We start from the raw sequence: 14,526 nt of genomic DNA, 5'->3' as shown, positions 1-14,526 counted from the left end.
TTTATAATAATGGAAAAATAAACATATATGATTTTTTTTGTAAAAAATATCATAAAAATAGTGTTATATATGAATAATTTACATGAAAAATTAGAATTTTATAGATATTTATGTTGAATTTATCCAAATCTAAGATTACACTAGAGTAGTGGGAAAAATTCATAGCTATTATAATTTATGCATTGGTATTAATATGATTAAAGCTGTGAATAGTATACGAAATGGAGGGGTTTTTGTGTCTGTATTAAAAGGATTAAATCCAGAGAAAGTTTTTCTTTATTTTGAGGAATTGACTAAAATACCACATGGTTCTGGAAATGAAAAAGGAATTAGTGATTACTTAGTTAGATTTGCTAAGGAAAGACAACTAAAAGTAATTCAAGATGATGAGTTAAATGTAATAATAAAAAAACCAGCAACTATTGGATATGAAAATGCACCAACGGTAATAATTCAAGGTCATATGGATATGGTTTGTGAAAAAAATAAAGATACAAAACATGACTTTGAGAAAGATTCATTAGAACTTAGGGTTGATGGTGATTACGTATATGCGAATGGAACTACGTTAGGAGCAGATAATGGAATTGCAGTAGCATATGGATTAGCGGTGATAGATTCAAATGATTTAGAACATCCTGCTATAGAATTATTTGTTACAACTGGTGAAGAAACAGGTATGTATGGTGCAATAGCAGTAGATCCTAAGAATTTAGATGGAAAAATATTGTTAAATATTGATTCAGAAGAAGAAGGGATATTTTTAGTGAGTTGCGCTGGTGGAGTTACTAACTCTGTTAACATAATGAATCAATGGGAAGATGCTAAAAATGAAGCTTTAAAGATAGAACTTAAAGGTCTTAAGGGCGGTCACTCAGGCATGGAGATAATAAAGCAAAGAGGAAATGCAAACAAACTTATGGGAAGATTATTAAATGCTATGAATAAAGAAGTAGACTTTAATATTTGTCACATAAGTGGTGGAGCTAAAAATAATGCAATTCCACGTGAAGCAGAAGTAGTAATAACAGTAGAATCTAAAGATGTTGAAAAAGTTAAAGAAATTTCATCAAAAATGTTAACTATATTCAGAAATGAATTAAGAGTGCAAGACCCAGATGCTAATATAATAGTTGAAAAGACTCAAGTTGACAAGCAGTTAACTACAGAGGTAACTAAAAAAATAATATCTTATCTAGTATTAGCTCCAAATGGTATTCAAACTATGAGTGAAGACATTAAAGGATTAGTAGAGAGTAGCCTTAATTTAGGAGTAATAGTATTTAGCGAAGATAAAATTACATTTATTTCAGCAATAAGAAGTTCAATAAAAACTTTAAAAAGTGAAATCATGGATAGAGTTGATACTTTAGCTAGGTTAGTTGGTGCAGAAGTAGTTAATGACTCTAATTATCCAGAGTGGCAATATGAAGCTGATTCACAGATAAGAGATTTATGTTTAGAAACATATAAAGAGATAAATGGATGTGAAGCTAAGATTGATGCTATACATGCAGGACTTGAATGTGGACTTTTAAAAGAAAAGATGCCAGATGTTGATATGATAAGTTTTGGACCAAATCTATATGATGTACACACTCCAGATGAGCACATAAGTATATCATCTGTTGAAAGAATGTGGGACTTCACAAAGGCTTTATTAAAAAATATAAAATAATTATTTAAAGTAATAAAGCTGTTGATTATAGAATTTTATTGTTTAAACTAGGCATATTGCAAAGTAGATAGTTAGTATAATTGCATACTTTGTTGAAGTTAGTTTATGTTGAAGCTGAGAAGTGTATAGATTAATTTTAAAATATTGTATTTACAATATAGTTAATTAAAAATTTTTGCATTGTGCCTTTTAAAAAATATAGAAGGAGGCAATATTATGAGTCAAGAAAAAAGAAAATTATCTCAAAATGCCTATGGCGGATGTAAAGGGGAGGACTATGTTCCATTTGTACCAACCTCATTAGCAATGCCAGAAGCCACAGGATATTCAATCATCCTAGGAATTATACTAGCATGTGTTTTTGCTGCGGCAAATACATACCTTGGATTAAAGGTAGGTATGACAATATCCGCAGGTATACCAGGTGCAATTATAGCAACAGGTGTATTAAAGGGAATGTTTAAAAGAAATAACATTTTAGAAGCTAACATGGTAGCATCATTAGCAGCTATGGGAGAATCTATAGCCGGCGGTATTATATTTATATTACCAGCATTAATTTTATGGGGTCTTGAGTTAAGTACTTTTACAGTTGTAATAGTAACTGTAATAGGTGGTTTCATGGGAGTATTCTTTATTACACCACTTAGAAGATATTTAATTGTTGAAGAACATGGAGAGTTAATTTATCCAGAATCAATGGCAGCAGCTGAAGTTCTTGTATCAGGAAGCGAAGGTGGACAAGGGTTCAAAACAGTTGCAACTGGACTTGGAGTAGGAGCTGGATACAAATTATTCTCAGGTGGATTTGCACTTTGGGGAGAACAAGCAACTTACGTATTTAAAAGCTACCAAGGTACGATGATTGGAGTTGATACTTTAGCATCATTACTTGGAGTTGGATTTATAGTTGGAACTAAGGCATCAGCACTTATGCTTGGGGGTTCTTTAATAGCATGGTTTGCACTAATACCATTAATTAAATTCTTAGGAGCTGGGTTAGTTGATCCAGTATTCCCAGCTACAGTACTTATTTCAGAAATGGATGCTATGGCTATATGGTCTAAGTATATTAGATATATAGGAGCTGGAGCAGTTGCAATGGGAGGATTTATATCTCTTGCAAAATCTATTCCTACAATCGTAACAAGTTTTAAACAAGCTATGAGCGGTATTGGAGCTAAAGGTACAGAGAAAGTTAGCAGAATAGATGTAGAAGCACCATTAACTTGGGTTATTTTAGCAGCAGCATTTGGTTTCGCATTAGTTTGGTTATTACCAGTTATAGGTGGTGGCTTCCTAGGTGGATTAATGGCAGTTATATTCAGTTTCTTCTTTGCAGTTGTTTCAGCAAGAATGGTTGGTATAGCTGGAGCATCTAACAACCCAGTTTCAGGAATGACTATAGCAACTTTATTACTTGTAACTACTGTAATTAAAGTTACAGGAGGAACAAGTCAAGTTTACATGAATAAAGCAATATTAATCGGTGGAGTTGTATGTGTAGCTATAGCAGTTGCTGGAGGAGTTGCACAGAGTTTAAAAACTACATTTGTTATAGGTGGAACACCTAAAAAAGTTCAAGTTGGAATGTTCTTAGCACTTGCAATAGCGGCTGTATTCTCAGCATTTGTAATTAACATGTTAAATACAGCTTATGGTATAGGATCAGATGCAGTACCAGCACCACAAGCAACATTGATGAGTATGATAGTTGATGGAATAATGACAGCTAAGCTTCCATGGACATTAGTTGGATCAGGAGCAGCAATAGCAGTATTCTGTGAATTAGCAGGACTTTCAATATTACCAGTTGCGTTAGGTATATATCTACCAATAACTCTAAATGCTACTATTTTTGTAGGTGGTTGTATTAGAGAAGTTGTAGAAAGACAATTTGCAAAATCAAAAGATAGAAAAGATGAAGTTGTTGAAAAAGGAACTCTTCTTGCATCAGGTTTAGTTGCAGGAGATGCTTTAATGGGCATAGTTGTAGCAGTATTTGCTACATTTAATATAAACATTGCCTTTGGTAAAAACTTTTTACCAGGAGTAACTCAAAGTAATCTATTTGCTTTAATAATGTTCATAGCACTAGGATTATGGATTTACACATTCTCTTGTAAGAAAGATAAAGCAGCTTAATAAAGAGTAAAGATTTTAACTAATATTATGTGATTCGCTTTGTCTACAGATATAGATTATCTGTGGACAAGCGATTTACTACATTATTAGAGTATTTATATAAAATTTTAGTTAGCAATGTACAATTTAGTGTTTATAAATGAAGGTAAAATATTTAATGAATTTTTAAATAATCAAGTGTATAGAGTCAATTAAAATATATACAAAAATGTTATTAGTGTTATATTATTAATTATGCATAAGTTATGAGGAGGAATTTCATATGATGAGAAAAAAAAATCAGCAAGAAAAATTAGAAAATGATCAACAGGATACAAAGCATAACTTTGCACTTTACGTACCAGAAATCAAGGATGTAGAATGGTCAGAGAAGTCAGGTAAAGTTATATTAGTCATAAAGATAACTGATCCAATAAAAAAGTTTCTTGCATGGTTAGTTAAAAGAACTCCGCAAACTAATTTAGAGTTAGATGAAAGATGCTCTGAGGTTTGGAAATGTATTGATGGGAAAAGAACTGTCTATGATATTTCTAAAATCATGGCAGATAAATATAAAAGTGATATAAATGGTGAATTATATAGATTAGTTACGTATTTAAAATATATAGCTAAAAGAGGCTGGATAAGATTTAAAGAATATGAGAAAGAAGTAGAAATTTAATTGAAAAATTTTGAAATATTGGGTTAGTCCAAATTTATAATTATATAGATTTGGACTTTTTGTTATAATAAAGATTAAAGGTAAATTATCTTAAGGTATATATAATAGTGTGAGGTATCTTCAAAAAATAAATAAGTTAGTCCCTTTAACTATTTTGAGTAGTACGTCGTCAGCAGAACTTTCATTGTCTAACTCAAGGTATCATTCGCAACTTTGACTTATTATTTATTTTTAGATACCTAATTAAATTACGAGAGGTGTGCACATATGAAAAATTGGTTTAAGTTAGATGAATTTCTATTAAAATATCCATATGTTAGGGAAGATGTTGAAAAAAATAATATTAAGAATGCGAATCTAGAGGCTATATATAACGACTATGTTATGTGTAAGGATTCATATGAAAATCAAGCAAATTTTATTGCAAATATATTACGTTCACATGGAAAAGTACATTCAGTAAAATCAAGGATTAAGGAACCAGATAGATTAATAGAAAAGATTATAAGAAAAACTGGGGATAGAAAAAATAAATATGATGAAAATTTTCAATTTCAAGTAGAGAATTATAAGGATGAGATAAATGATTTAATTGGAATAAGGGTTATACATATATTGAAGGAGCAATGGCAGGATATACACGAGTTTATTATAAATACTTGGAATGTTATTGAGATGACTGCAAATATAAGGGCTGGAGATAATACTAAAATTTTTGATGATCTTAACATAGAGGTAAGACCAAGAATATCTGGATATAGATCTGTTCACTATTTAGTAGAATTTTATCCAACAAATCAAAGGGTAATTGCAGAGATACAGGTGAGGACAATTTTTGAAGAAGGTTATGGAGAAATAGACCATAGACTTAGATACTCGCATAATGAAATTCCAGAGATAGTTAAATCTAATCTACTGTTATTTAATAGAATTATAGGAAGTGCAGATGAAATGGCTTCATTAATTACTGGACTTAGCAAAGATTGGGGGAAAAAGGAACAGGATTATAAGAAGGTTATAGAGGAGCAGAAGGCTGAGATAGATAGATTGAGTATGAAAGAATTAGTTAAATAGTTATAATTATTATTAAGATTATTTTTACAAATTAATATAAATATATAAAGTTGTTGACATTTACGTTACGTAAGGCTGTATATTTAATCTTGTAAGGGAGTTGAGAGCGTGGAATACACAGTGCAAAAGTTAGGACAGTTAGCAGGAGTTAGTACTAGAACCCTTAGATATTATGATGAAATAGGAATTCTTAAGCCGGCAAGAATTAATTCATCAGGCTATCGTATTTACAGTAAATCAGAGGTTAATAAATTACAACAAATACTATTTTATAGGGAACTTGGAGTTGGATTAATGGAGATAAAAGAAATAATGACTGACCCTACCTTTGATGAATTAAATGCATTAGTAGAACATCGTAATAGACTCCTCGAAAAAAAACAGCAGCTGGACTTATTGATAGCTAATGTTGATAAAACAATAAAATCTCAAAAGGGAGGAATTAAAATGAGCAATAAGGAAAAATTTGAAGGTTTTAAACAAAAGATGGTAGAAGACAATGAAAATAAATATGGTAAGGAAATTCGTAGTAAATACGGAGATGAACAAATTAACAAATCAAATGCAAAGATTAAAGGAATGACAGAAAAACAGTATGATGATGTTACTAATCTTGCAAAGGAGATTATGGCGAGATTAGAGGAAGCATTTAAAGTTGGAGATCCAGCAGGGGAACTAGCTCAGCAGGTCGTAGATTTACATCGTCAGTGGCTATGTTATTATTGGAGTAGTTATAGCAAAGAAGCTCATGCAGGAATTGGTCAGATGTATGTTGATGATGAAAGATTTAAAGCTTACTATGATGTGAAACAACCAGGGATGGCAGTTTTTCTAAGGGATGCAATTTTAGTCTATACTGACACAAAATAAAAAGAAGAATAAATAAGACTGTCTTGAAATATAATTAATATTGAGACAGTCTTGTACTATATTTAGTAGAAGGCTGTCTAATGATTGATAATTGAATACTATTAGTTAAAGGATTTATAAAATCCACCATTTTTATTTATTAGTTTGTCTATGTCTTTAAAAGGTATCTTAAAAGTAACAAATCCAGTTGAGTAGGGAGCTATATCATAGGGAGCAAAATAGATATACAAGTTATCACCATCAACATAAAAAGTTTGATCCTCTGAAATTCCTTTAAAGCCGTCAGAACCTTTATATACTTCACTATACTGAGGATCTGTCTTTATCATTTCTTCTATAATTTCATTTATATATTTTGTCCAATATATTCCACCATTGAATAAATCGTGTAGGGTATAAAATTCACCAGTGACTAAATTAATATTTGGGGTATTTCTAAGTGTTAAGCCATGGGCAGCACCATTAGGATAATTGTAGGAATTTAGCTGAAGGACTAATAAATCCTTATTAAAATATAAAATTTTAAAATTCCCATAGAGTGTATAATCTAAAACTTGATTTTCACATATTTTTTTGAGATTAGATAAATCTTTAAGCTGCGAATTTATATTATATTGAACTGCACAATATTCTAACCCTTCTAGTTGAGGATAATACACTAGATAGTTTACATTAGGCTTATACTTTAAAATAGTTAGGATATATTCATTGTTAAGGTGTAGTTGGGGATTAGGTTTATATACTATATCGCTAAATTTAGTAATATAATATGGATTATAATCTATATAAGAATAAATTAAATTACAATTAATGGTTAAAGTTCCACTACCTTTAACTATAGGTAAATCCATTATTATATTACCTTTAAGATCAATGAAAAATGTATTTTGGTTATCAAAGGCAGATGCGATATTCTCTGTATATCTTTCAACATTTAGATAAAGAAAGTCAGTGAGCGTAGTACCATTAGATTTTCCAATTGAATAAATGCTACTTACGAAATTATCAGGAGTTCCTATAGATAATCCCAGTGCAAATCTATTGCAGCCTAGATATTTAATATCATTGTAGATAAAAGGATATATAATATGATTTGTTATATCAATGACGCCATAATTACCATGAAAATCAGAGGCAGTGCTAACTACCATATAACCATCTTCCATAGCCTGAGCAGAAGTGAATTTTGGCTTGATAACTACATGACCATCAATAGATACATATCCAATAAGACTGCCAAATTCCTTTGAAAAAGTAAAGATTTTTTCACCATAATTTCCAACATATTTATAAGGAAAGGTAGTAGTAACATTCCCAGACATATTAATAACTTGATATAGTCCATCTTTATTTTTAACTAAAGCGTGGTTATCTTTAAAGTCATTTCCCTCAATAAAAATTGGTGGAATAACTTCAAATCCAGATTTGTTAATGTAACCAAATAAATATCCATTAGAATCATTTGGAATTCCGACTAGAGCCATAGAATTACTATAGTTAGATATGAATGTATAAGAATTAGTACTAATTACTTGTCCATTTTCATCGATTATACCAACAGTAGTGCCCTTAGTAAACACAGAGCGTTCATTTATAAAGGGTTGAAGAGAGTCATATATTTGAGGGATAATATATTCGCCCTTAGAATTAATACCGCCACACAAATTATTTTCACATACAATAGCAATGCCATGTTCATTAAAATTGTTAGCTATAAAATATTTAGGTTTAATAATAAATGTACCATTAGAGTTAATATATCCATAGCGTTGACCATCTTTAGTATTCACCATGGCGGGGAATAAGTCTAGACTGCATTTTTTAAGGTCATTCATAATTACACTCCAAATTATTGTTTACTATTAGTGTATTAAAATTGATTAATATGGTGCAAAACTACTGACTTTATATACTAGTGAAAATACAAGTTACTTTAAATTACCTAGTTGAAAAATGTAGTTTTTACTGATATAGTCTATTTACAAAGTTGAAAGGAGTAATTTATGGAATATATTTTATTATTTTTAGAAGGAATTATAACATTTATATCACCATGTATTTTACCAATGTTACCAATATACATTTCATATTTTGCTGGAGATAGTCAGGAATTTGGCGAAAAAAATAATAGGACATTAAAGAATTCTTTAGGATTTGTTCTAGGATTTACAATAGTATTTACATTGTTAGGAACTTTAGCAGGAACTTTTGGAAGTTTCATAAATGAATATTACAGAGTTTTGAATATTATAGGAGGAACTATAATAATTGTATTTGGACTTAACTATATAGGTTTATTTAAAATACCATTATTAGAAAGAGCTTTTAAGCTGGATATAAAAGTGAATTCTTTGAAATTTTTATCTTCAATTATATTTGGAGCAGTATTTGCAATAGGATGGACACCATGTGTAGGCACTTTTCTTGGATCTGCATTAATGATTGCAGCTAATAGCCAAGATATTGGTAAGGGAGCTTTAATGCTGTTAGTTTATAGCTTAGGTCTTGGAATACCATTTATAATGTCAGCCATATTAATAGGTAAACTAAAGGAAACTATCAACTTTATAAAGAAGAATTATAAGGTTATAAATATGATTTCAGGGATAATTCTTGTTGTTATAGGGATTGCAATGATGACAGGGTACTTAAATAAAATATTAGCTCTGCTAACTTTCTAGGAGGGGAATTATGAAAAATAAAAAATTAATATTATTGATAGTAGGGTTTGCATTGTTTTTAGGAATAGTATATATTGGATATAATAAGCTTTCTAATGCTTATTCTGAAAAATTAAAAGCAGAAGAAAAGTTAGCTAGTGATAATATCTTAAATAATGGAGGAGTATCAATAGTAGAAACAAAAGATAAGGCTATAGACTTTACCGTATATGATGAAAATAATAATAAGGTGAAACTATCAGACTATATAGGAACACCTATTATATTAAATTTTTGGGCCAGTTGGTGTCCACCTTGTAAGGCAGAGATGCCATATTTTCAGGCGGCTTCAAAGGAATATAGTAAAGATGATGTGAAGATATTAATGGTAAATATGACAGATGGTCAAAGAGAAACTAAAGACCTTGCTATGGAATTTATGAAAAATAATAATTATGATATGACAATGTTACTGGACATTGATTCAGATGTGGCCTATAAATATAAACTTTCAGCGATACCAAGAACTATTTTTATAGATAAGGATGGGAATATCGTAGAGGATAAAGTTGGGGTTGTTACAAAGGATTACCTTAATGGAATGATAGAGAAGTTACTTTCTAATAATTAATTAGATGGCAACTGTAATTTAATGGGTAACATTTTGGGTTATAAGAAATTAAGATAGATAACAAAGTGAATAAGGCTAGTGTACATTGCGATGGCTAACTTTTGTTCAGAGGAGATAATATGAAGATAATAAGAAGAAATATAGTACTTGCAATAATCGTGGTTCTAATTGTTACTTGCGGATGGAAGAGTGTTAAGGCATTAAATTCCAAAAGTGTGGTAGTTAGCCAGCAAAGTGATTTAAGTGATAGACGTAAAAGTAGAGGAAGTGCTATAGACGATGATGATTCAATTAAAGAATTAGATAGAGAAACAGTGCTTATTGTAAATAGAGAAAATGTATTAGATGAAAATTATATACCCAAAAATCTTACTTCACCTAAAACAAAGTTCATAGGGAATGGAGATCCAAATGTTAATAAGTTGGAGGAAACTGCTGCAAGGGCTTTAGAAGAGCTATTTAATGCTGCAAAGAAAGATAGCATATATTTGCTTGGAGTTTCAGGATATAGAGATTATAATTATCAAAAGAACCTTTATAACAATGCAGTTAGGCAATCAGGTAAGGAATATGCTGATAAGTATACAGCAAAACCGGGTGCCAGTGGACATCAGACAGGTTTAGTAATGGATATACTTTCAGAGGATTATCAAACCTTAGATGATGGCTTTGATAAGACAGATGCATATAAATGGATTGAAAAAAATTGTAGTAGTTATGGATTTATTATAAGATATCCTAAGGGGAAAGAGAGTATAACAGGATATAATTATGAACCATGGCATTTAAGATATGTAGGCAAAACTGTAGCTAAAGAAATAATGGGAAATGGAATTACACTAGAAGAATATGTGGATATATATAATTAAAATTAATAGATGGAATAAAAGCTGTACATTAAGTGGTACAGCTTTTTTAGATATTTATGTAAACAACTTTTTAAGTATGATATAATAATTTTTAAGGATTATATAAGATTAGGCATCTAAAAATAAATAACAGGTCAAAGATGTGAAGAATATTTTAAGATCTAAGGAAGCAGTTCCGCAGTATCAAGTGATTCTTACATACAGCAAGAGCCTTAACTAGAAAAGTGACGATATTTAGTAGAAAGAACAGGCATAATAAGGAGCATAAGTATGGAAAACTATATAACGAAGGATTATGATTTTTATAGTGATATAGATAGAGAAGGAAAAATTAAGGAATATAAATTTCAAATTGATAATGCTATTAAAAAGATAATGGCTAAGGGTGCAAGACTAGTATTTGCCAATGTTGTTAAAGTTGGAGATATAAGCAATATAACGGTCTTAAAATATCCTGAGTTAAGAGGTTATATTCTAGATAATATTAAGTTCGAAAAAGAAATGTATGTGATAAATCAGAAAATAAATAGGGCTTTAGCAAGGATGATTAAGGTAAATAAAAAAGTTACATTTATAGGATTGATGAATAGCTGTAGGTTTAATTCAGATGATATTTATAATAATACATATATAAAAGAAAGAATTCGAGAAGTTGTTATTGAACATAGTAATAGCTTCTACAACAAGTAAAGCAAGCTAAGTATTTGTTGGAAAAGCGCAGATAATATCCAACAAAATTTAAATATAAATTTTATTGAATGTTAAAGTAGTTTTAAATTTGAAGCTTTTGTAAAATTGAGTAAAAGGTTTACAATAAATAATTCAAATAGGGTATAATAGTAAATAGGTAAAAGTTAACAATGAGTATATTAATGTGGAGGTGCAATCATGGCAAAGTTAGAAAAATTAAAGACCAGAGATCAAGTAGAAGAAAAGTATAAATGGAATGTGAAAAAATTATATGAGTCTGATGAAAAATGGGAGCAGGATTTTAAAGGGCTAAAGGATAATGTTAGCAGTCTATTAGAGTTTAAAGGTCAGATTTCAATAGGGGAAATGCTTTTAGGTTATTTAACGAAAGCTGAGAATCTAACAAGCTTATATGAAGATTTAATTGTATATGCTCACCTAAGAAGTGATGAAGATACAGCAAACTCGAAGTATCAAGTTATGATGGATAAGATATCTACATTTGGAGCAGAGTTTAGTGGAATTACATCATTCTTCCTTCCAGAATTATTATCTATGAATAATGAAGAGATTCAAAATTTAGTTAATAATACTGAGGGATTAAAGCATTATGAAAGATATATTAAGAAAGTATTTGATGGTAAGCCGCATATTCTAAGTGAAGCTGAGGAAAATATTTTAGCTACAGTTAGTGATTGTTTAGGAGCCCCAGGTAGCATATTTACTATGCTTACAAATGCTGATATGACATTCCCAATGATTAAGGATGAAGATGGGAATGAAGTAGAACTTACAGCTTCAAATTACTCACTATTTATAACAAGTAAGAATAGACAGGTTAGAGAAGAAGCATTTAAGACACTTTTTGCAACATATAAGAAATTTGAAAATACAATTTCAACTTCATATACGGCTTCAGTAAAGAATTTTATTTTTGAAACTAAAATTAGAAAGTATAAATCTTGTGTGGAAGCATCCTTAAAGCCAAATCAAATACCAGTAGAGGTATATCACAATGTGGTTGACACTGTTAACAATAGAATTAAATCACTTCATAAATATGTAGATTTAAAGAAGAGATTACTTGGTGTAGATGAAATTCATATGTATGATTTATATGTGCCAATCATTGAAGCTCCAAAGTTTGATATTTCCTTTGAAGAAGGATTAGAACTATGTAAAAAATCTTTAGTTCCAATGGGAAAAGAGTATTTAGATATCTTCAATGAAGGTGTTAATGAAAGATGGATTGATGTATATGAGAACAAAGGTAAAAAAGGTGGAGCTTACTCTAGTGGAAGTTACACATCAATGCCATATGTTCTATTAAACTATAAAAACCAAGTTAATGATGTTTCAACTTTAATTCATGAAATGGGTCATAGTATTCATTCTTATTATTCAAGAAAAAATCAGCCATATACCTATGCAGATTATGAATTATTCTGTGCAGAGGTGGCTTCAACTACAAATGAGTGTTTACTTATAGATTATATGATTAAAAATGAAACAGATAAAATGAAGAGGTTATTCTTAATTAATCAACAGCTTGAAGGAATTAGAACCACTGTATTTAGACAAACAATGTTTGCTGAATTTGAATTAGCCGTTCATGAAAAAATGGAGCAAGGGGAAGCACTATCTAGTGATGATTTATGTGGAATTTATCATGATTTAAATGTGAAATATTTTGGAGAGACCATGGTAGTTGATAGTGAAATAGATATTGAGTGGGCAAGAATACCTCACTTCTATAGAGATTTTTATGTATACCAATATGTAACAGGATTTGCAGCAGCTAATTCATTCTATGAAAAAATTCTAAATGAAGGTGAAGAGGCAGTAGAAAAATATAAAGGATTCTTAAAAGCTGGATCAAGTGATTATCCGATAGAAATTCTTAAAAATGCAGGTGTTGATATGACTACACCAAAACCATTAGAAGATACAATCAATAGATTTGATGAACTTTTAGCTATGCTTGAAGCAGAGTTATAAAAACGAAGCTATAGTTTAGGACTCTGGAATTTTAGGTTTAATATTATTTAAATTAATTTTAAAAAATACCTAAGGATTTTATCCATCATTTTTAATTTTAAATTTTAAATTTAAAATTAGAGTCTATATAGAAAGAAACTTCGCGCTATAGTATCCTAGAGTGCGAAGTTTTCTTTTAAAAAGATATTATATATATTCTAAGTAAATTTATACATCTATTTGGAACTATAAAAATCCATTAAGGACTTTAACTTTAATTTTTAATTCTACATTTTACATTTAACAAGTGGCTCCTCCAGTTATATGAAGTTTAGAATCTAGAATTTCTTGTTTCCTATCAAGAAGATCATTGGATAGTAGTTGTAATTCAACATTTTTGAAACCAATTCTTTCAATAGTTTGGGATAAACGTTCTCCAGTTTTACCTTGTTCTCTGTAGAAAAGAATAACTTTTTCAATTACATTTATAGCCTCTTCTTTATCAGTGAATATTTTGTTTAGAGCAATGCCATGTGCAATACGCTTTCCCCATCTACCACCAATATAGATTTTATAGCCTACAGTACCATCTTCTATAGCATCAAAATGACATTTTCCAATACAACGTCCACAGTTATTACATTCATCTTCATTTATTTGAAGAATGCCATCACATATCTTAGCAGCATCTACAGGACATGCAGTTTCTATAGAACATTTTTTACATCCATTACAAGCTTCATCATCAAAATTTGGTATCAATTGACCAATAATTCCTAGGTCGTTTAAGTCAGGTTTAACACAGTTGTTAGGACATCCACCTACAGCGATTTTAAATTTGTGTGGTAATTTAACACCAGAATATCCATTAAAGAATTTCTCGTGAATTTCTTCAGATAAACCAAAGGTATCAATTAAACCATATTGACAGGTTGTACCCTTACAAGAAACTATAGGTCGAACTTTAGAACCAGTACCACCAGTTACAAGATTTTCTTTAGTAAGGTATGCTCTGAATTCATCAATTTTGTCATAAGGAATACCTTGGCATTCAATAGTAAGTCTAGTTGTAAGAGTTACAATACCATTTCCATAAAGTTCAGCTGCTTCTGAGATACATTTGTTTTGGGCTGCTGTGATTTTACCATTTACAGTAATAATTCTTCCGGAAAAACAATCAGTTCCTTTATTACTAAGGAAACCTAATGCTTTTACTCTTTTTTCATTTTCAGGACTAATAGTTAAAGTTGCCATAAATCAAAACCTCCATA

The 14,526-nt window shown here is 30.1% G+C and carries 12 protein-coding genes; 10 read left to right on the top strand and 2 right to left on the bottom strand.

Annotated features, from left to right (window positions below; genetic code table 11):
• Window positions 1-235: 235 nt before the first annotated feature.
• The 5 genes from RSA29_RS08565 (at window position 236) to RSA29_RS08545 (ending at window position 6,428) form a co-directional block, all read left to right on the top strand.
• Entirely contained in the window at window positions 236-1,678 is a 1,443-nt protein-coding gene (locus RSA29_RS08565) for an aminoacyl-histidine dipeptidase (RefSeq protein WP_346943232.1), read from the top strand.
• Window positions 1,679-1,894: 216 nt separating this feature from the next.
• On the top strand, window positions 1,895-3,823 hold the full coding sequence (locus tag RSA29_RS08560; RefSeq protein ID WP_346943233.1) for an oligopeptide transporter, OPT family: 1,929 nt from the start codon (window positions 1,895-1,897) through the stop codon (window positions 3,821-3,823).
• Between the two features lie 262 nt (window positions 3,824-4,085).
• The gene (locus RSA29_RS08555) at window positions 4,086-4,484 is read left to right on the top strand and encodes a PqqD family peptide modification chaperone (RefSeq protein WP_346933452.1); all 399 of its coding nucleotides are present in this window, start codon (window positions 4,086-4,088) and stop codon (window positions 4,482-4,484) included.
• A gap of 267 nt (window positions 4,485-4,751) precedes the next feature.
• On the top strand, window positions 4,752-5,558 hold the full coding sequence (locus RSA29_RS08550; protein ID WP_346943234.1) for a RelA/SpoT domain-containing protein: 807 nt from the start codon (window positions 4,752-4,754) through the stop codon (window positions 5,556-5,558).
• A gap of 108 nt (window positions 5,559-5,666) precedes the next feature.
• Complete coding sequence (locus RSA29_RS08545; RefSeq protein ID WP_346943235.1) at window positions 5,667-6,428, top strand: MerR family transcriptional regulator; 762 nt, start codon at window positions 5,667-5,669, stop codon at window positions 6,426-6,428.
• 101 nt (window positions 6,429-6,529) lie between these two features.
• Here the strand turns inward: RSA29_RS08545 and RSA29_RS08540 are convergent, their stop codons facing one another.
• Window positions 6,530-8,263 (bottom strand): WG repeat-containing protein, encoded by a 1,734-nt coding sequence (locus RSA29_RS08540; protein ID WP_346943236.1) that lies wholly within the window; start codon window positions 8,261-8,263, stop codon window positions 6,530-6,532.
• A 168-nt stretch (window positions 8,264-8,431) separates the two neighbouring features.
• Between RSA29_RS08540 and RSA29_RS08535 the strand changes: the two genes are divergently transcribed.
• The 5 genes from RSA29_RS08535 (at window position 8,432) to pepF (ending at window position 13,276) form a co-directional block, all read left to right on the top strand.
• On the top strand, window positions 8,432-9,109 hold the full coding sequence (locus RSA29_RS08535) for a cytochrome c biogenesis protein CcdA (protein ID WP_346943237.1): 678 nt from the start codon (window positions 8,432-8,434) through the stop codon (window positions 9,107-9,109).
• Between the two features lie 10 nt (window positions 9,110-9,119).
• Window positions 9,120-9,719 carry a TlpA disulfide reductase family protein gene (locus tag RSA29_RS08530; RefSeq protein ID WP_346943238.1) on the top strand — a complete coding sequence of 200 codons (600 nt, stop codon included), beginning with the start codon at window positions 9,120-9,122 and terminating at the stop codon, window positions 9,717-9,719.
• A gap of 119 nt (window positions 9,720-9,838) precedes the next feature.
• A complete protein-coding gene (locus RSA29_RS08525; protein ID WP_346943239.1) occupies window positions 9,839-10,588 on the top strand; it encodes a M15 family metallopeptidase in 750 nt (249 codons plus the stop codon).
• Window positions 10,589-10,858: 270 nt separating this feature from the next.
• Window positions 10,859-11,278 (top strand): hypothetical protein, encoded by a 420-nt coding sequence (locus RSA29_RS08520; RefSeq protein WP_346943240.1) that lies wholly within the window; start codon window positions 10,859-10,861, stop codon window positions 11,276-11,278.
• Between the two features lie 198 nt (window positions 11,279-11,476).
• Window positions 11,477-13,276 carry an oligoendopeptidase F gene (gene pepF, locus RSA29_RS08515; RefSeq protein WP_346943241.1) on the top strand — a complete coding sequence of 600 codons (1,800 nt, stop codon included), beginning with the start codon at window positions 11,477-11,479 and terminating at the stop codon, window positions 13,274-13,276.
• 279 nt (window positions 13,277-13,555) lie between these two features.
• On the opposite strand, the gene RSA29_RS08510 is transcribed toward pepF, so the two are convergent.
• Window positions 13,556-14,509, bottom strand: coding sequence for a (4Fe-4S)-binding protein (locus tag RSA29_RS08510; protein WP_346943242.1), 954 nt, complete (start codon window positions 14,507-14,509; stop codon window positions 13,556-13,558).
• Between the last annotated feature and the right edge of the window lie 17 nt (window positions 14,510-14,526).

It is taken from the genome of Clostridium sp., assembly GCF_036660475.1.
GTDB lineage: Bacteria > Bacillota > Clostridia > Clostridiales > Clostridiaceae > Clostridium_J.
Note: the sequence above shows the minus strand (reverse complement) of the source record. Positions and strands in the feature narration are given on the sequence as shown.

Excerpts from the sequence above, each read along its gene's own strand:
- RSA29_RS08525 (WP_346943239.1), top strand. The coding sequence starts at position 9,839 with ATGAAGATAATAAGAAGAAATATAGTACTTGCAATAATCGTGGTTCTA.
- RSA29_RS08550 (WP_346943234.1), top strand. The coding sequence starts at position 4,752 with ATGAAAAATTGGTTTAAGTTAGATGAATTTCTATTAAAATATCCATAT.
- RSA29_RS08535 (WP_346943237.1), top strand. The coding sequence starts at position 8,432 with ATGGAATATATTTTATTATTTTTAGAAGGAATTATAACATTTATATCA.
- RSA29_RS08530 (WP_346943238.1), top strand. The coding sequence starts at position 9,120 with ATGAAAAATAAAAAATTAATATTATTGATAGTAGGGTTTGCATTGTTT.
- pepF (WP_346943241.1), top strand. The coding sequence starts at position 11,477 with ATGGCAAAGTTAGAAAAATTAAAGACCAGAGATCAAGTAGAAGAAAAG.
- RSA29_RS08540 (WP_346943236.1), bottom strand. The coding sequence starts at position 8,263 with ATGAATGACCTTAAAAAATGCAGTCTAGACTTATTCCCCGCCATGGTG.
- RSA29_RS08510 (WP_346943242.1), bottom strand. The coding sequence starts at position 14,509 with ATGGCAACTTTAACTATTAGTCCTGAAAATGAAAAAAGAGTAAAAGCA.
- RSA29_RS08555 (WP_346933452.1), top strand. The coding sequence starts at position 4,086 with ATGATGAGAAAAAAAAATCAGCAAGAAAAATTAGAAAATGATCAACAG.
- RSA29_RS08560 (WP_346943233.1), top strand. The coding sequence starts at position 1,895 with ATGAGTCAAGAAAAAAGAAAATTATCTCAAAATGCCTATGGCGGATGT.
- RSA29_RS08520 (WP_346943240.1), top strand. The coding sequence starts at position 10,859 with ATGGAAAACTATATAACGAAGGATTATGATTTTTATAGTGATATAGAT.